21 protein-coding genes are annotated in these 22,097 nt (G+C 69.4%); 4 read left to right on the forward strand and 17 right to left on the reverse strand.

What is annotated here, in order from left to right; all coding sequences use genetic code 11:
* Positions 1-51: 51 nt before the first annotated feature.
* Positions 52-921, reverse strand: a complete 870-nt coding sequence (locus QM841_RS30270; RefSeq protein ID WP_280781776.1) for a DoxX family protein — start codon at positions 919-921, stop codon at positions 52-54.
* A 98-nt stretch (positions 922-1,019) separates the two neighbouring features.
* On the opposite strand from QM841_RS30270, the gene QM841_RS30275 reads away from it, so the two are divergent.
* Positions 1,020-2,168, forward strand: a complete 1,149-nt coding sequence (locus QM841_RS30275; protein WP_283334823.1) for a PQQ-dependent sugar dehydrogenase — start codon at positions 1,020-1,022, stop codon at positions 2,166-2,168.
* Between the two features lie 73 nt (positions 2,169-2,241).
* On the opposite strand, the gene gatB is transcribed toward QM841_RS30275, so the two are convergent.
* From gatB to QM841_RS30295, 4 genes are all read right to left on the reverse strand, one after another.
* Entirely contained in the window at positions 2,242-3,753 is a 1,512-nt protein-coding gene (gene gatB / locus QM841_RS30280) for an Asp-tRNA(Asn)/Glu-tRNA(Gln) amidotransferase subunit GatB (protein WP_283334824.1), read from the reverse strand.
* Between the two features lie 42 nt (positions 3,754-3,795).
* Positions 3,796-4,827, reverse strand: a complete 1,032-nt coding sequence (locus QM841_RS30285; protein ID WP_009479670.1) for an ATP-dependent 6-phosphofructokinase — start codon at positions 4,825-4,827, stop codon at positions 3,796-3,798.
* 96 nt (positions 4,828-4,923) lie between these two features.
* Positions 4,924-5,586: a response regulator gene (locus QM841_RS30290; protein ID WP_005240363.1), complete on the reverse strand. Its 663-nt coding sequence runs from the start codon at positions 5,584-5,586 to the stop codon at positions 4,924-4,926.
* Positions 5,587-5,595: 9 nt separating this feature from the next.
* Entirely contained in the window at positions 5,596-6,792 is a 1,197-nt protein-coding gene (locus QM841_RS30295) for a sensor histidine kinase (RefSeq protein ID WP_283334825.1), read from the reverse strand.
* 139 nt (positions 6,793-6,931) lie between these two features.
* Here QM841_RS30295 and QM841_RS30300 point away from each other — a divergent pair, with 139 nt between their 5' ends.
* Entirely contained in the window at positions 6,932-7,573 is a 642-nt protein-coding gene (locus tag QM841_RS30300) for a hypothetical protein (protein ID WP_283334826.1), read from the forward strand.
* Complete coding sequence (locus QM841_RS30305) at positions 7,570-9,021, forward strand: alpha/beta-hydrolase family protein (protein WP_283334827.1); 1,452 nt, start codon at positions 7,570-7,572, stop codon at positions 9,019-9,021. The genes QM841_RS30300 and QM841_RS30305 overlap by 4 nt, the downstream gene beginning before the upstream one ends.
* On the opposite strand, the gene gatA is transcribed toward QM841_RS30305, so the two are convergent.
* From gatA to QM841_RS30320, 3 genes are read right to left on the reverse strand one after another with little or no spacing between them, the layout of a single operon-like run.
* Positions 9,018-10,499: an Asp-tRNA(Asn)/Glu-tRNA(Gln) amidotransferase subunit GatA gene (gene gatA / locus QM841_RS30310; protein ID WP_105413070.1), complete on the reverse strand. Its 1,482-nt coding sequence runs from the start codon at positions 10,497-10,499 to the stop codon at positions 9,018-9,020. The two genes, QM841_RS30305 and gatA, sit on opposite strands and share 4 nt — an antisense overlap.
* Positions 10,496-10,795, reverse strand: coding sequence for an Asp-tRNA(Asn)/Glu-tRNA(Gln) amidotransferase subunit GatC (gatC, locus tag QM841_RS30315; RefSeq protein ID WP_283334828.1), 300 nt, complete (start codon positions 10,793-10,795; stop codon positions 10,496-10,498). Before gatC ends, gatA begins: the two co-directional genes overlap by 4 nt.
* 60 nt (positions 10,796-10,855) lie before the next feature.
* Positions 10,856-11,413: an antibiotic biosynthesis monooxygenase gene (locus tag QM841_RS30320; RefSeq protein WP_112299403.1), complete on the reverse strand. Its 558-nt coding sequence runs from the start codon at positions 11,411-11,413 to the stop codon at positions 10,856-10,858.
* A 204-nt stretch (positions 11,414-11,617) separates the two neighbouring features.
* Here QM841_RS30320 and QM841_RS30325 point away from each other — a divergent pair, with 204 nt between their 5' ends.
* A complete protein-coding gene (locus QM841_RS30325) occupies positions 11,618-12,268 on the forward strand; it encodes an ACT domain-containing protein (RefSeq protein ID WP_025432327.1) in 651 nt (216 codons plus the stop codon).
* Positions 12,269-12,305: 37 nt separating this feature from the next.
* Here the strand turns inward: QM841_RS30325 and QM841_RS30330 are convergent, their stop codons facing one another.
* From QM841_RS30330 to QM841_RS30370, 9 genes are all read right to left on the reverse strand, one after another.
* Positions 12,306-12,794 (reverse strand): GNAT family N-acetyltransferase, encoded by a 489-nt coding sequence (locus QM841_RS30330; protein ID WP_011598364.1) that lies wholly within the window; start codon positions 12,792-12,794, stop codon positions 12,306-12,308.
* Between the two features lie 57 nt (positions 12,795-12,851).
* Positions 12,852-14,942: an NAD-dependent DNA ligase LigA gene (gene ligA / locus QM841_RS30335; RefSeq protein WP_283334829.1), complete on the reverse strand. Its 2,091-nt coding sequence runs from the start codon at positions 14,940-14,942 to the stop codon at positions 12,852-12,854.
* Positions 14,943-14,983: 41 nt separating this feature from the next.
* The gene (locus QM841_RS30340; RefSeq protein WP_280781715.1) at positions 14,984-16,006 is read right to left on the reverse strand and encodes a methionine synthase; all 1,023 of its coding nucleotides are present in this window, start codon (positions 16,004-16,006) and stop codon (positions 14,984-14,986) included.
* Positions 16,003-17,097 (reverse strand): tRNA 2-thiouridine(34) synthase MnmA, encoded by a 1,095-nt coding sequence (mnmA, locus tag QM841_RS30345; RefSeq protein ID WP_016883114.1) that lies wholly within the window; start codon positions 17,095-17,097, stop codon positions 16,003-16,005. The genes QM841_RS30340 and mnmA overlap by 4 nt, the downstream gene beginning before the upstream one ends.
* A complete protein-coding gene (locus tag QM841_RS30350; protein ID WP_283334830.1) occupies positions 17,097-18,317 on the reverse strand; it encodes a cysteine desulfurase family protein in 1,221 nt (406 codons plus the stop codon). The genes mnmA and QM841_RS30350 overlap by 1 nt, the downstream gene beginning before the upstream one ends.
* 17 nt (positions 18,318-18,334) lie before the next feature.
* Complete coding sequence (locus QM841_RS30355; protein ID WP_283334831.1) at positions 18,335-19,258, reverse strand: lysophospholipid acyltransferase family protein; 924 nt, start codon at positions 19,256-19,258, stop codon at positions 18,335-18,337.
* On the reverse strand, positions 19,255-20,088 hold the full coding sequence (locus tag QM841_RS30360; RefSeq protein WP_283334832.1) for a GNAT family N-acetyltransferase: 834 nt from the start codon (positions 20,086-20,088) through the stop codon (positions 19,255-19,257). The genes QM841_RS30355 and QM841_RS30360 overlap by 4 nt, the downstream gene beginning before the upstream one ends.
* A gap of 134 nt (positions 20,089-20,222) precedes the next feature.
* Entirely contained in the window at positions 20,223-21,179 is a 957-nt protein-coding gene (locus QM841_RS30365) for an electron transfer flavoprotein subunit alpha/FixB family protein (RefSeq protein ID WP_280781711.1), read from the reverse strand.
* Between the two features lie 46 nt (positions 21,180-21,225).
* The gene (locus QM841_RS30370; RefSeq protein ID WP_005259535.1) at positions 21,226-22,026 is read right to left on the reverse strand and encodes an electron transfer flavoprotein subunit beta/FixA family protein; all 801 of its coding nucleotides are present in this window, start codon (positions 22,024-22,026) and stop codon (positions 21,226-21,228) included.
* Positions 22,027-22,097 lie beyond the last annotated feature (71 nt).

Raw genomic sequence — 22,097 nt, forward strand, 5'->3', positions numbered from 1 at the left:
CGCCGCACTCCCGATCCGGGGGTGCGGCGCAGTCGTGTATGCACGAGACGCTCAGATGAGCGGGTTGGCACCGTTCAGGAAGATCCACACGCAGACACCGGCGGCGACGCCCAGGATCAGCGCCGCGAACGACCCGATGAACGGGCGCGTCGCCCAGCCCCGGCGGCCGTCGAGCGAGATGCGTCCCGGCCCGGTGAGAATGATCACGCCGGCGCACACACCCAGCAGCGTCTCGTACTCGGTGCCCGCGGGCGCGAAGTACTCGAGCCCCGGTTCCGCGATCTGCCGGAACGCCCACGCATTGATCATCACGGCCAGCACCGAGGCCGCGGCGAGCGGGGTGACGAGACCGAGGATGAGCAGTGCACCGCCCGCGACCTCACCGATGGCACCCAGAATCGCGAGCAGTTTCGCTTGCTGGAACCCCGAGTTCACGAGTACCTCTTCGAACCCGTCGAGTCCCGGACCGTTCCACATCCCCGTCAGCTTCTGCAGACCGTGCACGAGTGCCGTTCCGCCGACCGCGAGTCGCAGGGCCAGCAGTCCGAGGTCCAGGGTGCCGCGGCCGATCTTCACGTCGCCCTCGCCGATCCGGTCGGTCGACGGATCGCCCGCTGTCGCCCCGAGGGACGCGCCGGAACCCGCGCCGATCACCTGGGTCGGCTGGTCCGACATGTCGGACGCCCCCGACTGCCGGTACGCGGGGATCTGCTCGGTGGGGAGTCCCCCGCCGCGCGCATCGCCGTAGTCGAGTTCGTCGTCGGTGTGCGGCAGACGCTGCCCCGCGGAACCGGATGTCGGCGTGGCCGACGGAAAGCGCTCGGTGGGAAGGTCGTAAGGGCTCGAGACCTTGCCGTAGCCGGGTGAGGCGCTCTGGTCGGCAGCACCCTGGTCCGACGACTCGCTGGGGTCTTTCCGCATGTCAGTCACACCGTCAAGCCTAGGTCGACCGGCCGGACATCGCTGGTAGGCGGAACCGGCGTGGCGGCGACCTCGCACTCTTCCGTAACGTCTCCATCATGATGGTGGGTGGGCGGCGCCGCACGGCGTCCCGCAAGATGGCGATGTCCGCACTGTGCGTGACGGCGGTCCTCGCCGCCGGATGCGCGAAATTCGACGACTCCACGTCCTCCCCCTTCACACCCGAGCCGACCGGTGCCTCGGGCGCCGAGGTGGAACCGGAGAACCCGCCGCCGTCCACGACGACCACCCCGCCGCCGAGCGGTCCGCTGGGACCGTGCCAGGATCCGGACCCCAGCGTGATCGCCACCTGCCTCGACACCACCGGCGGACTCGTCGTCCTCCCCGACGGGGCCACCGCCCTCGTCGCCGAGCGCCGGACCGGACGCATCCTGCAGGTCGCCCAGGGGCAGACCCCCAAGGAGATCGCGCACGTCGACGTCGACGGCAGCACGGACGGCGGACTCCTCGACATCGCGCTGTCGCCGAGTTTCGTCGAGGACAACCTCATCTACGCCTACGTCACCACCCCGACCGACAACCGGGTGGTGCGGATCGCACCGGGAGACTCCGCCAAGGAGGTTCTCGGCGGGATCCCGCGCGGCGGCGCGGGAAATGCGGGTTCGCTCGAATTCTCGGGCGACGAACTGATGGTCCTGACCGGCAACGCGGGCAACGCCGCCGCGGCCGCCGATCCGGCGTCCCTCGCCGGGAAACTGCTGAAGGTCACCGCCCTGTCACCCGCACCGACACCGGCGCAGCCGCGCCCTCAGGTGGTGCTGTCGGGCATCGGGACCGCCGGTGGCGTGTGCGTCGACCCGGGTGTGGCCGTGTGGGTCACCGATCGCACCCCCCTGGAGGATCGGCTGCTGCGGGTCAGCGCCGACGGAGCCGTGTCGTCGCCGGTATGGACGTGGCCGGAGCGGCCCGGCGTCGGCGGCTGCGTCGCCGCCGGTGACGTCGTGGCGGTGTCACTGAGCACCGCGAAGGCGATGTCCGCACTCGCTGCCGACCCCGGCACGGGAGCCGTCACCACCGCCCCCGGTGTCATCGTCCAGGACCGGTACGGCCAACTCGGCGGCGCCGCGCTCGGACCCGACGGTCTCATCTGGGTGAGCACCGTCAACAAGACCGGCGGTCAGCCCGGACCCAACGACGACCGCGTGATCAAGATGCCCCTGCCGTCCGGTGGCGGCGGATTCGACTGACGGCCCCCCGTCGAAACGAACGGGACGCTCGTTCGGTTGATCCGAACGAGCGTCCCGTTGGTGCAGAAGGGGTTCAGCCGCAGGCCTCGATGACCAGTTCCTTGACGCGGGCCGGGTCGGCCTGACCACGCGTGGCCTTCATCACGTCGCCGACGATCTTGCCCGCGGCCGCGACCTTGCCGCCGCGAATCTTCTCGGCGATGTCGGGGTTCGCGGCCAGAGCCTCGTCGACGGCCGCCTTCAGCTTCGTGTCGTCGCGTTCGACGACCAGCTCGGGGTGGTTCGCGACGACCTGCTCGGGGTCGCCCTCCCCCTCGAGCACGTGGTCGACCACCTGGCGGGCCACCTTGTTGTTGAGCTTCCCGCTGTCGATCAGCGCGACCACCTGCGCGACCTGAGCCGGCGTGATCGGCAGCTCGGCGAGTTCCACCCCGCGGGTGTTCGCCTGCTGCGCCAGGTACGACACCCACCAGGACCGTGCGGCCTCCGGGGAGGCGCCGGCCTCGACGGTGGCGATGACGAGGTCGAGGGCGCCCGCGTTGACGAGGTCGCGCATGACCTCGTCGGACACACCCCAGTCGGCCTGGATCCGGGCGCGGCGGACCCACGGCAGCTCGGGCAGGGTGCCACGCAGCTCCTCGATCCATTCCGCGCTGGGCGCGACCGGCTCGAGATCGGGCTCCGGGAAGTAGCGGTAGTCCTCGGCGGTTTCCTTGCGGCGGCCCGGTGACGTGGTCCCGTCGGCCTCCTGGAAGTGCCGGGTCTCCTGGATCACCTCACCGCCGGCCTCCAGCACCGCGGCCTGCCGGCGCATCTCGTACCGGACCGCCACCTCGACACTCTTGAGGGAGTTGACGTTCTTCGTCTCGGTACGGGTGCCGAGTTCGGTCGCCCCGATCGGCATCAGCGACACGTTGGCGTCGCAGCGCATCGAACCCTGGTCCATGCGGACGTCGGAGACGTCCAGCGACTTCAGCAGGTCGCGGAGCGCAGTGACGTACGCGCGGGCCACCTCGGGAGCGCGGGCACCGGCGCCGCTGATGGTCTTGGTGACGATCTCGACGAGCGGGACCCCGGCGCGGTTGTAGTCGAGCAGCGAGTGGCTGGCGCCGTGGATGCGCCCGGTCGCACCGCCGACGTGCAGCGACTTTCCGGTGTCCTCTTCCATGTGCGCGCGCTCGATCTCCACGCGCCACGTGGTGCCGTCGTCGAGGACGACGTCGAGGTAGCCGTCGGTGGCGATCGGCTCGTCGTATTGGGAGATCTGGTAGTTCTTCGGCTGATCCGGGTAGAAGTAGTTCTTCCGCGCGAACCTGCCCCAGGGTGTGATCGAACAGTTCAGTGCGAGTCCGATCCGGATCGCGGACTCGACCGCCGCCTCGTTCACCACGGGCAGCGACCCGGGCAGACCGAGGCACACCGGGCACACCTGCGTGTTCGGCTCGGCGCCGAACTCGGTGGGGCACGGGCAGAACATCTTCGTTTCGGTGCCGAGCTCTACGTGCACCTCCATGCCGAGAACAGGCTCGTACTTGGCGAGCACTTCGTCGTAGTCGAGGAGGTCCGGAGCGTCGACAGCAGTCATGCCACAGAGTTTATGCGTCCGGTGGTTCGCCGGAAAACGCGGTCAGCCGAAAAATGCGGCCGCCTCCTCGTACCGTTCCCGCGGCACCGTCTTGAGGCGCCGGGTCGCCTCCTCGAGGGGCACGAGGTCGATCGACGTGCCGTGCAGAGCCACCATGTTGCCGAAGTCGCCGCGGTGGACGGCATCGGTGGCGTGCACCCCGAAGCGGGTGGCGAGCACCCGGTCGTACGGCGTCGGGGTGCCGCCCCGCTGCACGTGCCCGAGCACCGTCGTCCGCACCTCCTTGCCGATGCGGCGGACGATCTCGTCGCCGAGCTGCTGCGCGACACCGGTGAAACGTTTGTGACCGAACTCGTCGATACCGCCCTCCCGCAGACTCATCGACTCCGGAGTCGGAGTGGCGCCTTCGGCGACGACGCAGATGAAATGCGAATCGCCGCGCTGGAAACGCTTCTTCACGAGGGAGCAGACTTCGCCGACGTCGAACGGGACCTCGGGAACGAGAGTGAGATGCGCACCGGTCGCGAGCCCCGAGTGCAACGCGATCCAGCCCGCATGCCGGCCCATCACCTCGACGAGCATCACCCGCTGGTGGGATTCGGCGGTGGTGTGCAGCCGGTCGATCGCATCGGTCGCGATGGACAGCGCGGTATCGAAACCGAACGTCACGTCGGTGCAGTCGATGTCGTTGTCGATCGTCTTCGGAACCCCGATCACGGGCACCCCGCTCTCGGCGAGCCAGCTCGCGGCCGTGAGCGTGCCCTCCCCGCCGATCGGGATGAGCGCGTCGATCCCGTTGTCGTCGAGAGTCTGCCGGATCTGGTCGAGGCCGGCCTTCAACTTGTCGGGGTTGACCCGCGCGGTGCCGAGGATGGTGCCGCCCCGGGTGAGGATGCGATCGATCCGGTCGTCGTTGGACAGCACGACCTTGCGATCCTCGAGCAGGCCGCGCCAGCCGTCACGGAATCCCACCACCGAGCTGCCGTATCGGCCGGCGGCGGTCCGAACCACCGCCCTGATCACCGCATTCAGTCCGGGGCAGTCTCCGCCTCCGGTGAGCATTCCGATCCGCATCCAAGCACCCCTCGTCGTCTCGTGTGGTGATGGTGGTTCTCATCACCCATCTTGCCGCTCGAACCGTGTTCAGGCACCTCGGACCGGCAGGTTCCCTCAGCCCGGCGTGACGAGACCGCTCTCGTACGCCAGGACCACTGCCTGTGCGCGGTCGCGCAGATCCAGCTTGGACAGCACCTTGCCGACGTGCGTCTTGACGGTCTGCTCGGCGACGAACAGGCGCTCCGCGATCTCGGTGTTGGACATGCCGCGGGCGATGAGTTCGAGTACCTCGCGTTCGCGGGGCGTCAGCGCCGACAACGCGGCCGGTTTACGGCGCGCCGTGCTGCGGCGGCTGGTCACGTCGGCGATGAGACGCCGGGTGACGGTCGGCGCGAGCAGTGCCTCGCCGTCCGCGACCACCCGCACCGCACGGATGAGTTCCTCCGCGGGCGCGTCCTTGAGCATGAAGCCGCTGGCCCCGATGCTCAGCGCCTCGTACACGTAGTCGTCGACGTCGAACGTGGTGAGCATGAGCACGCGCACCGGCGGATCGAAACCGGCCGACAGGATGACGCGGGCCGCGTCGAGTCCGTTCATCTCCGGCATACGGACGTCCATCAGGACCACGTCGGGTCGCAGACGCCGGACCTCGCTCACCGCCACCGCCCCGTCCGGAGCGTCACCGATGACACTGATGTCGGGCTGTGAGGCGAGCAGGGCTCCGAAGCCCTGCCGGACCATAGCCTGGTCGTCGGCGATGAATACGGTGATGGCCACCCAGCCAGCCTAGGCGGAGGCGACCGGGAACTCGGCGTGGACCTCGAATCCGCCGTTGTCGTGCAAGTGGGTGGTGAGTACGCCCCCGACAGCCTGCGCACGCTCACGCATACCGATGATGCCGTTGCCACCGGTCGACTCGTGCCTGGTCAGTGCGGAGACGAGACTCCGCCTCGGCGGCCCGTTCACGATCGACACCGACGCGATCGGCGACTCGTACGCGATCTTCACCTCCACCGCGGCGCCCGCCGCGTGGCGGGCCGTGTTGGCGAGGGATTCCTGCAGAATGCGGTACATCACGAGCCCGACCGACTCCGACACGAGCGTCGGGTCGCCGTCGACGTGCCAGGAGACGGGAATGCCGGCCCTGCGGCTGCCCTCGAGCAGCTCGCTGATCTGCTGAACCCCGGGCTGGGGCGCGTGCTCGGCCAGCTGGCCGTCGCTGCGCAGCACTCCGAGCAGTCCGCGCACCTCGTTCAGCGCGGCACGGCCGGCGGCTCCGATCGATTCGAACTCGGCCCGCGTCTCGTCGGACATGTCGGCGATGCGGTACGGCGCGCTCTGCGCCTGCACCACGACCATCGACATGTGGTGCGCGACGACGTCGTGCAGGTCCCGGGCGATGCGCGCCTTCTCCTCGAGGACCGTCCGGCGAGTGCGCTCGAGCTCGCTCAGCTCCTCCTGCTGTGCGAGTTGCCTGCGCGAGAGCACCAGCCACCGGATCAGCAGGCCGAAGACGACGATCGCGGTCAGGCCCACCGCCCACCCGCGGCCGTTGGTGCCCGGGGTGTCGGCGAGGAAAAGCAGGACGGTGGAGATCCATGCCACACCGACGACCGGAATCGCGGCCCGCATGCTGACGGCGGCCAGCAGGGCGAGCATCACGAGGATGTGGACCACCTGCCACGGGTAGTCGTAGCCGCCCTGCAGTGCGAAGACGCGCGGAATCACCAGCGCCGAGATCGCGGAGACGGCCCAGGCCAGTGCCGGATTCGACCGGATGAGCAGGAACGGGAACGTCGCGAGCGCCGCCACGAACGGCTGGATGGGAGGACTGACCTGGTGGGTCAGCTGCAGCGTCGGCCACGCCACGGCGAACAGGATCGCCGTGACCACGACGATTACCACGTTCAGCCACTGACCTTCGGCGGCTCTCCGGATGCGCGTCTTCGTCTTCACACTGTCGACAGTAGAAACCCTGGTCACGGAGTGTCCTCATACCCCGGGCCCATGTCGGCGTAGCCCCGGAGTATGAGATCGGGGCGCCCTCGCACCACGAAGCCAGGAATCGAACCGGTCTCCGGGGTGATGTGGCTGCGCAACACGAATTCATAACGTTCTCGTCATGCGAAAGACGGGGACACGGAGAACGACTTGGGCCGCGGTGGCGTGCGCCGCAACCGCACTACTGACCACGACAGGATTCGCAGGCACCGGCGCGGCGAGCACACCCCGGCACGAGAACGCCGCCGCCTCCGCCGCGGTGCACACCCTCACCGCACCGGCCGAGATCTCCGAGGACTCCATTCCCGCGGACTTCGCCGAAGTGATGGGGTACACGCCGGTGCCGATCGACGGGATGCTCGCCAATCCCGGCGGGGACTGCTCGTCCCCCGTGCCGCTGCCCCTCGAGTTCGACACGTCGTGCAAGGCCCACGACCTCGGCTACGACCTTCTGCGGTACGCGTCACGGTCCGGCGAGGACCTGGGTCCCTGGGCGCGGCAGAGCCTCGACGCGCAGCTGGATCAGCGCATGCACGCGGCGTGCGACACCCGCGCCGACGAGCAGGCACGGGCGCAGTGCTTCGTGATGGCGAACGTCGCGACCACCTTCGTCACCGGAAACAGCTGGCGCCAGGCCTATTCGGCACCGGTCACCGAATCCGGACTCCCGTACGCACTGGCCGGCGGTGTCGGGGCCGCGCTCCTCGCAGGCGGGGCCTGGTCGATCCGCCGCCGCCCGCATCCGGTCGGAGCCGTCGCATGATCATCACCGCTCTGTCCGGTCCCGGACGGAGCACGGTGCACAGTCGTTCGCGCACGAAGCCGAATGCCCTGCGCCGCACACTGGTCACGACGATCCCGGTCTCCGCTCTCCCCCGCGCCTCCTCCACGATCGTCGTCACCGCCGTCACACTCGCCTCTCTCGCTCCCTCACTGCTCCCCCGGAGTGCGCTGACGCAGGCCCTGTTCACCGGCGTCCTCGCCGCGATCGGTTTCGGTTTCGTCGTCCTCGCCCGCCGCCTGCGGTACCTCGTCACCCGTTCGCGCAGCAACCACCCTCCGCGGGACTCGGTGCGTCTGCTGGTGCTGATCGGCGCCATGATCGTCGTGACCTTGGCGATCGTGCTCGCCGACCACTGGCAGGATTCGCTGCGCGCCGCCATGGCCATGCCGGGCATCGGGCCGGACCACTGGATGAAGGCGATCATCGTGGCGGCGCTGACGTTCCTGCTGTTCGCCGGCATCGGCAGCGTCGTCGGCACGGTCGCCCGCCGTCTCGGCTGGATCGGCAGCGCCACCACCGCCGTCGTTCTCGCGACCGCACTGCAACTGGTCGCCGGACCGGCATTGTGGGGAATGATGTCGCGTTCCTACAGCGACTCCAACGCGCTCGTCGACGTGTCCCTGCACCGGCCGATGTCCGCCGAACTGTCCGGCAGCCCGGACTCCGCGATCAGCTGGGAGTCGCTCGGGCGCCAGGGACGACGGTTCGTGGCGGCGGGCGAGCAGTCGGCCGCCATCCGCACCTATGTGGGGATGGATTCGGCGCCGGACGTCGAATCGCGTGCGGCACTGGCAGTTTCGGAACTCGAGCGGGCCGGCGGATTCACCCGGTCCGCCATCGTCGTCACGGTGCCCACCGGCTCGGGGTGGATCGACGAGAACGCCGCCGAGGGATTCGAGGAACGCTTCGCCGACGACGTCGCCATCGTCGGCATGCAGTACTCGTACCTGCCGAGCTGGATCACGTTCGTGTTCGGGCGTTCCGCCGCAGACGAATCGGCGGCCGCGTTGTTCGATGCCGTCGCCGAGCGGATCGCCGACCTCCCCGACCTCCTGCGCCCGGCGCTGTACGTCTACGGTCAGAGCCTCGGATCCGTCGGCGGCAGTGCAATTTTCACCGACGCCGACCCACTGCGCGAGCGAGTCTGCGGCGCACTGTGGGCCGGCCCGCCCGCCGGCTCGGTTCTGACGGACGGGGCGACGGTGTTGGCGAACACATCCGACCCGGTGGTGTGGTGGTCCCCCGACCTGGTCCTGCACCGACCCGACCTCTCGCTCGCAGTACGCGATGCGCCGGTACCCCAATGGATTCCGGGCATCACGTTCCTGCAGACGAGTGTCGACCTGGTGTCCGCGCTGAACTTCGCAGCCGGCCACGGACACCGCTACGGCAGTGAGCAGGGCACCGCCCTGCCCGACTGCTCCTAGTTCGGCGAGCCGATCGGACCGCGTGCGGCCTCGTAGGCGGCACCGACGCGGTACAGCCGCTCGTCGGCCAGCGCGGGTGCCATGATCTGCAGCCCCACCGGCAGTCCGTCGTCCGCGGACAGTCCCGACGGAACCGACATCGCGCAGTGCCCCGCCAGGTTGGTGGGCAGCGTGCACAGGTCCGAGAGGTACATCGCGAGCGGGTCGCCGACCTTCTCGCCCAGCTTCCACGGGGTGAACGGGCTGGTGGGCGACACCAGGACGTCCACCTTCTCGTACGCCTTCTCGAAGTCCCTGGCGATGAGCGTCCGCACCTTGAGCGCCTGACCGTAGTAGGCGTCGTAGTAGCCGGACGACAGCGCGTAGGTACCGATCATGATGCGGCGCTTGACCTCCGGGCCGAAACCGGCGGCGCGCGTCGCGGCCATCACCTGGTCGGCGCTCATGTCACCCTCGTCGATGCGCAGGCCGTACCGCATCGCGTCGAAGCGTGCGAGGTTCGACGACACCTCGCTCGGCAGGATCAAGTAGTACGACGCGAGCGCGTACTCGAAGTTGGGGCACGACACCTCGACGACCTCGGCACCGAGTTCCGTGAGTTGCGCGACGGCGGCATCGAAAGACGAGATGACCCCGGGCTGGTAGCTGTCGGAATGCAGTTCCTTGACCACACCCACCTTCACGCCCTTCAGGTTGCCACCGGCACCCTCACGCGCAGCCGCCACCACGGGACGCACGGGCGCGTCGATCGACGTGGAGTCCCGCGGGTCGTGCCCGGCGATGACCTCGTGCAGCAGCGCCGTGTCGAGGACCGTGCGGCCGCAGGGACCACCCTGGTCGAGCGAGGACGCGCAGGCCACGAGGCCGAAACGGGAGACCGTGCCGTACGTCGGCTTGGTGCCGACCGTCGCCGTGACGGCGGCGGGCTGACGGATCGAGCCGCCGGTGTCGGTGCCGATCGCGAGCGGGGCCTGCCGGGACGCGAGGGCCGCGGCACTGCCGCCGCCCGAACCGCCCGGGATGCGCGTGGTGTCCCACGGGTTGCGGGTGGGGCCGTAGGCGGAGTTCTCGGTGGACGAACCCATCGCGAACTCGTCGAGGTTGGTCTTTCCCAGGATCGGGATGCCGGCCTCGCGCAGTTTCTTCGTGAGCGTCGCGTCGTACGGTGCGATCCAACCTTCGAGGATCTTCGACGCGCACGTGGTGGGCATGTCGGTGGTGGTGAAGATGTCCTTGAGCGCCAACGGAACTCCCGCGAGCGGGGAGGCGGGTGCATTGCCTGCGGCGAGGCTGCTGTCCACTTCCTTCGCCGACACGAGGGCCTGCTCGCCTGCCACGTGCAGGAAGGCGTTCAGGTCACCGTCGACCGCGGCGATGCGGTCGAGATGCGCCTGGGTGACCTCGACGGACGACACCTCACGGCTGTGGATCTTCGACGCGAGATCTGCGGCGTCGAGAGTGGTCAGTTCGGCGCTCATTCGCCCTCTCCAAGGATCTGCGGGACAGCGAAGCGACCCTGCTCGACAGCCGGTGCGGCGGACAGCGCCTGCTCGGGAGTCAAGCCGGGAACGATCACGTCGGGACGGGTCACGTTGGTGACCGCGTTCGGGTTCGCCATCGGCGGAACATCCTCGGCGGGCACCTCGGTGACCACCTTCACGTGGCTGAGAATCGAGTCCAGCTGACCGGCGAACTCGTCGAGCTCGGCATCGGTCAGGGCGAGTCGAGACAGCCGCGCGAGGTGCGCGACCTCGTCACGGGAGATGGCAGGCACCGCGGGGCCCCTTTCGGTTCGGACGTACACAAGTGGGTCCCAGCCTAGAGCGTGGCCCGATCAGCCGTGCAGCCAGCGCCGCAACCTGCCCGTCAGGAACGGCAGAACCACGAAGACCATCACCGGAGTCGTGACCACCGACGCCACCACGGTGCGCGTCACCACGTCCAGGGCCGAGAGCCGAGGAGTGACGAACAACGCGATGAGAAGTGAGATCGGGAAGAAACCGAGCCAGATGGTGACCGCCTGCTTCCACCGCGGCGGTGGCGGCGTGACCCGAACGGCGTGCGTGAGCGTCGACTGCGGTTCGAACCAGCCCTCCACCCCGGTCAGCCGGTGCGTGACCGTGTCCTGCGCGAGACCGGTTCCCCTGCCCACCCACACCTTCCTGGCGGGCGACGTCGTCCACGCGTCGAGAGTGTCCTCGTCCGCGAACCGGTACACCACGTGGTACTGCTCGGGGTCGGTCGCCGCGCGCAGCCATCCCCCGCCGAGGAACCCCGGGAACGTGCCCGCCATTGCCATCCCGGCGTCCGTCCAGCGCAGGAATTCCTGTTCCCGGCCCGCCGCCACCCGCCGCGAGACGGACGTCGTCACTCCCGTTGCCGTGATGTTCATGCACCCATGTTTGGGCTGTCGTGTTTCGCGGACGAGGCGAATCCGTATCGGCAGTGTCACGAATCGAGCGCGACCTGCACGTCCCCGTCCCGTCCCCGGCGAAGCCGCAGGGGGGACCGCATACTCGGGAACGAAAGTGCAAGGATGGTGAGCGACGGGGGTCGCAGGTACTCCCGCGTCTATCTCGTGGTGAAAGGGACGCACGTGTCGTATCTGCTTCGCGTCCAGCTCCCCGACCGTCCCGGTAGCCTCGGCTCTCTCGCCGTCGCCCTGGGCTCGGTGGGTGCTGACATTCTGTCGCTCGACGTGGTGGAACGGGGTGCCGGATTCGCCATCGACGACCTCGTGGTCGATGTCGAGCCGGGATCGCTCCCCGACACCCTCATCACGGCCGCCGAGAACCTGCCCGGCGTCACCGTCGACTCCATCCGGCCGTACGCCGGAATCCTCGACACCCACCGCGAGCTCGAGCTCATCGACCAGGTCGCCACCGCGGCGGACGATCGACTGCAGGTCCTCGTCGACGGGGCGCCGCGCGTGCTCCGGGTCGGCTGGTCCGTGGTCGCCGACCTCGGCCCGCACGGCGCATACCGTGTGGTCGGCAGCTCGGGAGCTCCCGAGACCCATGCCACCGAGATCCCGTGGATGCCGCTGGAGAAGCCCACCGCGCTCGACGGCGAGGGTGACTGGGTGCCGCAGGTGTGGCGCGACATGAACACCACACTCGCGGCGGCTCCCCTCGGGACCACCGGCCGTGTGCTGATGCTCGGCCGTCCCGGCGGCCCGGAGTTCCGTCCGTCCGAGATCGCCCGGCTGGGTTACCTCGCCGGCATCATCGCGACGGTTCTGAGCTGACCACCGTCCCGGGCCGGGAGGTCCGGGGGTGGTCGCCTCAGACGAGCTCGCGGACCAGGACGGTCAGCTCGACACCCGGCACGGGCGCCCAATTGCGTTCGGGCACAGGCACGAAACCGTTGCGGTCGTAGATGCGGCGGGCATCTTCCATGTCCGGCTGGGTGGACATCACGACCGCGCGGTCCCCGCGGTCGTACGCCGTGTCCAGGACGTGCCGCACGAGCGCCGACCCGACCCCGGAACCGCGGGCGTCGGGTGTCACGGCGAGCATCCGGAATTCGAGCTCACCCGGCTGCGCGACATCGGCGTACGGGGAGGCCGGATCCGCGATCGTGACAGAACCCACGATCTGGCCCTCCTTCACGGCCACCCGCACATCCGCCTTCTCCGCCCGCTCGGCGGTGTCGCGCAACCGGTTCGTGTACGGATCGTGCGCCTCCACGAATCCGCCGCCCACGTAGGCGATCACCGTGAGGTCACCGACGGCCTCGTAGTCGTCCGGCGTCGCATTCCGAATCTCGATCATGTCCAGAACTATGACAGGACTGCTCACGCCGCCCAAAATGCGAGCGTGAGGTTCCGATCACACCCCGGAATCCGCGACCGCGTCCGGACCACCCTCCAGCAGTCGGCGGAACCCGTCCTCGTCGAGGACCGGCACTCCGAGTTCGACGGCCTTGTCGTGCTTCGAGCCCGGCGATTCGCCGACCACCACGAATGCCGTCTTCTTCGACACCGAACCCGCGGCCTTACCACCTCGGACGAGGATCGCCTCCTTCGCCTGGTCGCGCGAGAACGTCTCCAGAGACCCCGTGACGACGATCGACAGTCCCTCGAGGTGGCGCGGAATCGATTCGTCGCGTTCGTCTTCCATGCGAACCCCGGCCGCCGACCACTTCTCCACGATCTGCAGGTGCCAGTCGACGCCGAACCACTCGGCGACAGCCGCGGCGATGGTGCCGCCGACCCCGTCCACCGCCGCGAGTTCCTCGACGGAGCTCTCCCGGATCCGCGCGAGCGACCCGAACTCACCGGCCAGCGCACGCGCCGCCGTGGGACCGACGTGGCGAATGGACAGCGCGACCAGCACCCGCCACAGCGGCTTGTCCTTGGCGGAATCGAGATTGTCGAGCAGCCGGCGGCCGTTGGCCGACAGCCCGCCGGCCTTGGTCCGGAAGAGCGACGTCTTGAGCAGATCGTCCTCGGTGAGCGAGAACAGGTCGCCCTCGTCGCCGATCGCCTTGGCCTCGAGCAGGCTCGTGGCGGCCTCGTAGCCGAGGACCTCGATGTCGAACGCGCCGCGGCCCGCGACGTGGAACACGCGTTCCCGGAGTTGCGCGGGGCAATACTGCTGGTTGGGGCAGCGAATGTCCGCGTCCCCCTCCTTGGCGGGGGCCAGCGGTGTGTCGCACTCCGGGCAGTGGGTGGGCATCACGAACTCGTACTCGTCGCCCGTCCGGGCGTCGACCACGGGCCCGAGGACCTCGGGAATGACGTCGCCGGCCTTGCGCAGCACGACCGTGTCGCCGATGAGCACGCCCTTGCGTTTGACCTCGGAACCGTTGTGCAGGGTGGCGAGTGAGACGGTGGAGCCGGCGACCGTGACCGGTTCCATGTAGGCGAACGGGGTGACCCGGCCGGTGCGACCGACGTTGACCCGGATGTCGAGGAGCTTGGTGGTGGCCTCTTCCGGTGGGTACTTGTAGGCGATCGCCCAGCGCGGCGCCCGGGACGTGGACCCGAGCCGGCGTTGCAGCGACGTCTCGTCGACCTTGACCACCAGACCGTCGATCTCGTGCTCCACGTCGTGCCGGTGCTCGCCCCAGTACTGCACCCTGTCCACGACGGCGTCCGCGCCCGTGACGCGGGCGGTGTGGGTCGACACCGGCAGGCCCCACGCCGCCAGTGCCGTGTACGCGTCGTACTGGGAGACCGGCTCGAATCCTTCGCTGCGGCCGAGTCCGTGGCAGATCATTCCGAGGCGCCTGCGGGCGGTGACGGCCGGATTCTTCTGCCGCAGCGACCCAGCCGCGGAATTTCGGGGATTCGCGAACGGCGCCTTGCCTTCCTCGACGAGCGCCGCGTTGAGTGCGGCGAAGTCCTCGAGCCGGAAGAACACCTCGCCGCGCACCTCCAGGAGTGCCGGGACCGGGTATTCGTCTGTGCCGGTGAGCTTTTCCGGAATGTCGTCGATGGTCCGCGCATTGAGCGTCACTTCTTCACCGGTCCGGCCGTCGCCGCGGGTGGCGGCCCGCACGAGTCGGCCGTTCTCGTAGACCAGGTTCAGCGCGACCCCGTCGATCTTCACCTCGCACAGATAGTGCAGGTCGGGCCCGGTCTCCTGCTCCACCCGGCTGATCCAGGTGCGCAGTTCGTCGGTGGCGAAGACGTTGTCGAGGCTGAGCATCCGCTCGAGATGATCGGCGGAGGCGAAGTCGGTGGCGAAACCGCCGCCGACGAGTTGTGTCGGCGAATCGGGCGTCCGCAGATCGGGGTACTGGTTTTCGAGGTCGTTCAGCTCGCCCAGCAGCACGTCGAACTCGCCGTCGGAGATGATGGGCGCGTCGCGGACGTAATAGCGGAACTGGTGCTGCCGCACTTCCTCGGCCAGCTCGTTCCAATGCTCCCGGACGTGTCCGGGGGCCGGTGTCGGGGCTTCGGTCGATTCACTCACTACCGAAGATTAACCGGTCCGGCCGACACCGAATGCCGGACTCAGAGTGATTCGGGGTCGTCGGTGAACGCGCTACTCACCTCGGCGCACAACTTCAGGGCGTCCCGGCTCCAGGACGCGTCGGCGCCCGCGAGCCCGCAGGCGGGCGTCACGGCGACCTGGGTCCGTAGCGTCGTGCGCGCGAACCCGAGCCGGTCGATCAGCGTCACCGCAGGTCGAGCCAGGTCGCGCCACGTGGCAGGCACGGTGGGAGCGGTGGTCGGGACGAGGCCCAGTGCGAGCTCCTTGCCCGCGTCGAGCAACTCGCCGATGCCGTCCAGGTCCGTCGACGCCAGCTGTGACACGTCCAGACCCACCGCGCGGGCACTGCTGCGCCGCAGAAGGTCGGTGGGCAGATCCGCGGAGCAGCAATGCACCATGGTCACCGCGCCGCAGCCGGCGAGGGCGGCCTCCAGCACGGCGAGAGCCTCCGGTTCCGGCATCGCCCGCACGGTCTCGAGCCGCGAGCGACCGGACAGTGTCCCCGCCAGCACGGCGGGCAGACGCGGCTCGTCGAACTGGACCAACACCTGCGCGCCGAGACGTCGGGTGACCTCCGCGGCGTGCCGCGCGAGCCCCTCGCCCAGCGATTCGGCGAAGTCGCGCACCGCACCGGGGTCGGTGAGCACGCGCCGGCCGGTGCCGAGTTCCACCTCGGCCGCCAGCGTGAGTGGGCCCACCGACTGCACCTTCACCACGTGGTCGGCGCCGACGAGGCCCGCACTCTCCCACGCCTCCTCGAGCGCATCGAGATCCTGGTTCAGGAGGTCGGTCGCCCGCTTGGCGACCGAGCCGCGACGCTGCACCACACGGTAAGCCGTCGTGGACACGTCCAGCTGCAGATCCACGAGCAGAGCGCTGGCGCGGCCGATCATGTCGGCGCCGAGCCCGCGGGCGGGCAACTCGACCAGGTGCGGGAGCCGGCCGAGTTCGCCGAGAACGATCGTGGCGGCTTCACGCGGATCGGTACCCGGCCACGAGCCGACGCCGGTGACGGCACCGGCCAGTGAGATATCCTGCGTCACTGCGTGTTCGGACGTGCGTCGGTACCCGAGATGGTTCCGCTGCCCAGCACGATGTCGCCTGCCGGATCGGTCCGGTACAGGACGACGGCCTGCCCCTTCGCGACACCGGTGAGCGGCTCCCGCAGGGAGATCGCGATGCCGCCGTCGACCGCTTCGGCGACGGCCTCGGCGAGACCGCCGTGGGCCCGGACCTGGACGGTGCACTCGACCGGTCCGACCGGCGTGCTCCCGGACGTCCACACGGCGCGGTCCGCCGTGATCGCGTGCACCTCGAGGTTGCGTGCGGAACCGACACGGACGGTGCCGGTGTCGGGTTCGATCGACGTCACGTACCGCGGTTGCCCGTCGGCTGCGGGACCCTGGACGCCGAGACCCTTCCGCTGACCGATCGTGAAACCGTGCACACCTTCGTGTTCCGCGAGCACCTCACCCGAATCGGCGTCGACCACACTGCCCGGGCGGACACCGATGCGGGCGCCGAGGAATGCGCGGGTGTCGCCGGACGGGATGAAGCAGATGTCGTGGCTGTCGGGCTTGTTCGCCACGGCGAGGCCGCGTTCGGCGGCCTCCTCCCGGATCCGGTCCTTCGGAGTGTCACCCACCGGGAACATCGCCCGCGACAGCTGCTCGGCGGTGAGCACACCGAGCACGTACGACTGATCCTTGTCCGCGTCGACGGCACGGCGCAGCACGCCGTTCTCGAGTTGCGCGTAATGGCCGGTGGCCACCGCGTCGAACCCGAGGGCGATCGCACGGTCCGCGAGCGCCGCGAACTTGATCTTCTCGTTGCACCGCAGGCACGGGTTGGGGGTCTCCCCCGCGGCATACGACGCCACGAAGTCGTCGATCACGTCTTCCTTGAAGCGGTCGGCGAAATCCCAGACGTAGAACGGGATTCCGAGCACGTCCGCGGCACGCCGGGCATCACCGGCGTCCTCCTTGGAGCAGCAGCCCCGGGATCCGGTCCGCAGCGTGCCCGGCTCGGCGGACAGCGCGAGATGCACGCCCACCACGTCGTGTCCGGCTGCGACCGCCCGTGCCGCCGCCACAGCAGAATCCACGCCGCCACTCATGGCCGCCAGTACTCGCATCAACGATCCCCTCCACGCGCTCCGACACCGGCGAGCCCGGCGGCGCGGGCCCGCTCCACAACTTGCGGCAGTGCCGCGATGACTGCATCCACGTCCGCCACCGTCGACGTGTGCCCGAACGAGAAGCGCAACGATCCCCGCGCGGTCGCGGAATCCACGCCCATCGCGGTCAGGACGTGGCTCGGACGAGCGACCCCGGCGGTACACGCCGAGCCCGTGGAACACTCGATCCCGGCGGCGTCGAGCAGCATCAGCAGTGAATCGCCCTCGCAGCCGGGGAACGTGAAGTGGGCGTTGCCCGGCAGTCGTGCGCTGCCCACCGGCCCGTTCAGCACGGCGTCGGGAAGGATCTCGCCGACGCGCTCGATCAGGCGGTCGCGCAGGACGGTCAGTTCCGTCGCGCGGGCGTCGAGGTCGGCGGTCGTGTCGCGCAGCGCCGCCGCCATACCGACGACACCCGCCGTGTCCGGGGTGCCCGAACGCAGGTCTCGTTCGTGGCCCCCGCCGTGCAGCAGCGGCACGCACGGCACCTGCCGTCCGAGCAGCAGCGCACCGACGCCCTGCGGTCCGCCGACCTTGTGCGCGGCGATGCTCAGCGCGGACAGCCCGCTCGCAGCGAAGTCCACGGGGATGTGCGTGACGGCCTGGACGGCGTCGCTGTGCATCGGCACACCGAACTCGGCCGCCACGGCGGCGAGTTCGGTGATCGGCATGATCGTGCCGACCTCGTTGTTGGCCCACATGATCGTGACCAGGGCCGTCTCGTCCGCGTGGACGGCGAGTTCGTCGCGCAGCGCCTGCGGGGACACCCGGCCCAGTTCGTCGACGGGCAGCCACGTGACCTGGGCACCCTCGTGCTTCTCGAGCCACTCCACCGCGTCGAGAACCGCATGGTGCTCCACGGAACTGGCGAGAATCCGCACCCGGCCGGGGTCGGCGTCGCGCCGGGCCCAGAAGATGCCCTTGACGGCGAGGTTGTCGCTCTCGGTGCCACCGGAGGTGAAGATGACCTCGGACGGCCTGGCACCGAGGTCGGCGGCGATGGACTCGCGGGCCTCCTCGATGCGACGGCGGGCGGCGCGCCCGGAACCGTGCAGCGAGGACGCATTGCCCACGGTCCTGAAGATGTCGGTCATCGCCCGGACGGCCGCGGGCACCATGGGAGTGGTGGCTGCGTGGTCCAGGTAGACGGGGTGATCGGCACTGCGGGCAGAGGTCATGACGTGACCAGGATAGCTCAGGCGACGAGACGCTCCGCCGCCTCGATGCCCGCGGCCGCCGTCCCGGCCACACCCTGCAGCGGATCGAGGATGTCGTGCGCTGCGAGATCGATCCGTTCGTCGCCCCGCGCGGCGCGCTCGCACCGGGCAGCCAGATCGCGGCGGCACTCCCCCGGATACTCGATCGGCGCCAGCCGCACCTCCGCGGTGACCCCCTTCTGTCGGATGATGCGCCGGATCGACTGACCGATCGTCTCCTCGCCCACGAAACACGGCCCGGTCGTCAGCTCCCCGCCCCGGCCGGTGTACCGCAGCGAAATCGGCTGAACCGGGCATTCCGCGTCGATCGCCGCCTGGAACAGTGCGGGCCGGAATCCGCCGTACGCCCGTCCGCACCACGTGGTGCCCTCCGGGAACGCCACGACTCGTTCGCCGGCGCGCAGCCTGCCCGCCGTCGTTGCCACGGTCGCCGGGAGCGCCCGCAGGCTCTGCCGCTCGATCGGAACCACCCTCATCCGCCGCGCGAGCGACCCCAGCACCGGCCAGTCCAGCAGATCCCCGCGGGCGACGAAGTTCGCCGGCGCGATCGCGCTGAGCACCAGCACGTCGGTCCACGACACGTGGCCGGCCACCACCAGGATCCCGCCGGTGTGGCGCCGCTTTCCGCGATGATCGACGACGAGGAGGTGAATTCCCATGCAGCGCAACAGGATCGCCGCGTACCGCCGCTGCAGACCTGTTCGCCACGACCGGGGCAGCAACCATCCCGCGGTCAGGAGCGGCGCGGTCGCCAGGGCCGACACCACGAGGCACCACCGAACGACCACGGTCGGCATCGACACCCCGTTCGCCTCCGCGGGCAGACACCCCGCGCCGCACGGACTCGACGGCATCCACGAGTGAACGGTCACCTCGGTCGGCTCGGACAAGGCCGTGCTCATGCCTGTGCCCCCGCCTCGAGAGTGGCCGACGCCGACCGCAGGCGTTCGAGGTACCGCTCGTTGGCGCCGTGCAGTCCCTGCAGGGCGACGAAATCGGCCACACCGAACTCCGGATCGTGCGCGGGCTCACCGCACACCTTGGCCCCGAGGCGCAGGTAGCCCCGGAGCAGCGGCGGCAGGGTCGGGCGGGCGGGCGGCGCGATCTCGTCGAGCGACCGCCCGTCGACGCGCACCGGGTTCCTGGGCGCGGCCCGCGCGGCCGGGTCGTTGCCGTACTTGCGGAGCAGCAGGTCGCGCACCCCGCGGACGTTGGAACCGGCGACCGCGTCCGGATGCTCCCGCATCGGCACGGAGACACATCCCATGACCCACTCGTATCCGGTGAGCTGCAGGTAGTGGAGGATGCCTGCCCACATCAGGCTCAGCACCGAACCGGAGCGGTGGTCGGGGTCGACGCACGCCCGGCCCATCTCGACGATGCGGTTGCCGACGGGGTCCAGAGCGGAGATGTCGAATTCGGTGGCGGTGTAATAGCCGCCGGCCTGGGCGGCGGCGTCGGGCGGGAGCATGCGGTAGCAGCCGACGAACTCGCCGGTCGCCTCGTGGCGGACGAGGAGGTGGTCGCAGAAGTCGTCGAACCGGTCGGCGTCGAGGGCGTCCGCGTGCGCGGGGACGGAGAATCCGGGTTCGGAGGCGAACACGCGGTAGCGCAGCCTTTGGGCCGCAACGCGGTGTTCACGGTCGGACGAGACGACCAGGGAGTATCGGGGCGCGGTTACAACAGAATCGGCGGTCTCACTCGGTGCGCGGAGAACTGACGAAGTTGTCATGGCGCAGGTTTACCGAGCAGGGGCGGCGTGAGGGCATCGCCCGGGTGTCGTGTCGATGCAGCCCGGATGAACGACGGAAGATACGACGGCGGCCCCGCTCCCTGGAAGGGAACGGGGCCGCCGTCGGCCGAAAATCAGCCCTTGTGGGCCTTGACAGCCTCGGTGAGCTGCGGAGCGACGTTGAACAGGTCGCCGACGATGCCGTAGTCCGCGATCTCGAAGATCGGGGCTTCCTCGTCCTTGTTCACGGCGACGATGGTCTTCGACGTCTGCATACCGGCGCGGTGCTGGATCGCACCGGAGATGCCGAGCGCGATGTACAGCTGCGGGGAGACCGTCTTACCGGTCTGACCGACCTGGAACTGTCCCGGGTAGTAGCCCGAGTCGACCGCGGCACGCGAGGCACCGACAGCGGCACCCAGCGAGTCGGCGAGTTCCTCGACGACGGTGAACTTGTCGGCGCTGCCGACACCGCGGCCACCGGAGACGACGACGGTCGCCTCGGTGAGCTCGGGGCGGTCGCCACCGACGATCGGATCACGCGAGGTGATCTTGACGGCGCCCTCTTCCTGGGCCGGGACCTCGACGGAGACCTTCTCGCCTGCGCCCGCTTCGGGCTTCGCCTCGATGGCACCCGGGCGGACCGAGATGACCGGGACGTCGCCGTTGGCCTTGGCGTCGACGGTGAACGCGCCACCGAAGATGGAGTGCACGGCACTGCCGTCGGACTTCACGTCGACGACGTCGACGAGCAGGCCGGAGCCGATGCGGGCAGCAAGACGTCCGGAGACCTCCTTGCCCTCGACGCTGGCGGCGGTGATGACCGCAGCCGGCGCGGCCGACTCGACGAGCGACGCGAGCACGTCGACCTTCGGGGTGACGAGGTAGCCGTCGATGTCGTCCGACTCGGCGACGTAGATCTTGGCCGCGCCCGCGGCGGTGAGGCCCTCGGCCAGCTTGTCGGCGGTGCCGGCGGGACCGGTGACCACTGCGGCCGGCTCACCGAGCGCGCGAGCGGCGGTGATGAGTTCGGTGCTGACCTTCTTCAGCGCACCCTCTGCGTGCTCGACGAGCACCAGTACTTCTGCCATGTCTAACTCTCCCTGTATGTGTCTGCTGGTCTGTAGAGGGGCGCGATCAGATGATCTTCTGGCCCACGAGGTAGGCAGCGATCTTGCTGCCGCCGTCGCCCTCGTCGACGATGCGCTCACCAGCGGTACGCGGGGGCTTGGGGGTGGAGGCGGTGACGGTGGTGCCCGCGTTGGCGACACCGACGGTCTCCGGGTCGACACCGAGGTCGGCCAGCGTGTAGACGAGAACTTCCTTCTTCTTCGCGGCCATGATGCCCTTGAAGGAGGGGAAGCGGGGCTCGTTGATCTTCTCGGTGACGCTGACGATGGCCGGCAGGCTCGCCTCGAGGCCGAAGACGCCCTCGTCGGTCTCGCGCTCTCCGGTGACGGTGCCGTCGGCGACCGTGAGCTTGCGCAGCTGCGTGAGCTGCGGGATGCCCAGGTACTCGGCGATGATGGCCGGAACGGCGCCGACGCGGCCGTCGGTGGCCTCGTTACCGGCGATGATCAGGTCGGCAGGCTCTTCGTTCTCGAACGTGATCTGTCCCAGCGCCGCGGCCAGGGTCCACGCGGTCTGCACCGCGTCGGAGCCGTGGAGGGCCGGGTCGTTGATGTGCACTGCCTTGTCGGCGCCCATGGAGAGGGCCTTGCGGATGGCGTCGGTGGCGCGGTCCGGACCTGCGGAGAGGACGGTCACCTCGCCGCCCTGAGCCTCCTTGATCAGGAGCGCTTCCTCGACGGCGCGCTCGTTGATCTCGTCGAGCACTGCATCGGCGGCCTCGCGGTCAAGCGTGTAGTCACCGTCGGTCAGCTTGCGCTCGGACCACGTGTCGGGGACCTGCTTGATCAAAACAACAATGTTCGTCATGGGTCTTCGTCGACCTCCTGTGTGTTCTTGCGTGGTTATCGCGAGTTGCTCCGCATGGGCCGAGCTCTCGT

Source organism: Rhodococcus sp. IEGM 1307 (assembly GCF_030056915.1).
Lineage (GTDB): Bacteria > Actinomycetota > Actinomycetes > Mycobacteriales > Mycobacteriaceae > Rhodococcus_F > Rhodococcus_F opacus_D.

Coding starts and splice junctions, on each gene's coding strand:
- QM841_RS30370 (WP_005259535.1), bottom strand. CDS start 22,026: ATGACGAACATTGTTGTTTTGATCAAGCAGGTCCCCGACACGTGGTCC.
- gatA (WP_105413070.1), bottom strand. CDS start 10,499: ATGAGCGCCGAACTGACCACTCTCGACGCCGCAGATCTCGCGTCGAAG.
- QM841_RS30330 (WP_011598364.1), bottom strand. CDS start 12,794: ATGATCGAGATTCGGAATGCGACGCCGGACGACTACGAGGCCGTCGGT.
- gatB (WP_283334824.1), bottom strand. CDS start 3,753: ATGACTGCTGTCGACGCTCCGGACCTCCTCGACTACGACGAAGTGCTC.
- QM841_RS30285 (WP_009479670.1), bottom strand. CDS start 4,827: ATGCGGATCGGAATGCTCACCGGAGGCGGAGACTGCCCCGGACTGAAT.
- QM841_RS30305 (WP_283334827.1), top strand. CDS start 7,570: ATGATCATCACCGCTCTGTCCGGTCCCGGACGGAGCACGGTGCACAGT.
- QM841_RS30355 (WP_283334831.1), bottom strand. CDS start 19,258: ATGAGCACGGCCTTGTCCGAGCCGACCGAGGTGACCGTTCACTCGTGG.
- QM841_RS30270 (WP_280781776.1), bottom strand. CDS start 921: ATGCGGAAAGACCCCAGCGAGTCGTCGGACCAGGGTGCTGCCGACCAG.
- QM841_RS30275 (WP_283334823.1), top strand. CDS start 1,020: ATGATGGTGGGTGGGCGGCGCCGCACGGCGTCCCGCAAGATGGCGATG.
- QM841_RS30365 (WP_280781711.1), bottom strand. CDS start 21,179: ATGGCAGAAGTACTGGTGCTCGTCGAGCACGCAGAGGGTGCGCTGAAG.
- QM841_RS30320 (WP_112299403.1), bottom strand. CDS start 11,413: ATGAACATCACGGCAACGGGAGTGACGACGTCCGTCTCGCGGCGGGTG.
- QM841_RS30360 (WP_283334832.1), bottom strand. CDS start 20,088: ATGACAACTTCGTCAGTTCTCCGCGCACCGAGTGAGACCGCCGATTCT.
- QM841_RS30300 (WP_283334826.1), top strand. CDS start 6,932: ATGCGAAAGACGGGGACACGGAGAACGACTTGGGCCGCGGTGGCGTGC.
- QM841_RS30350 (WP_283334830.1), bottom strand. CDS start 18,317: ATGACCTCTGCCCGCAGTGCCGATCACCCCGTCTACCTGGACCACGCA.
- mnmA (WP_016883114.1), bottom strand. CDS start 17,097: ATGCGAGTACTGGCGGCCATGAGTGGCGGCGTGGATTCTGCTGTGGCG.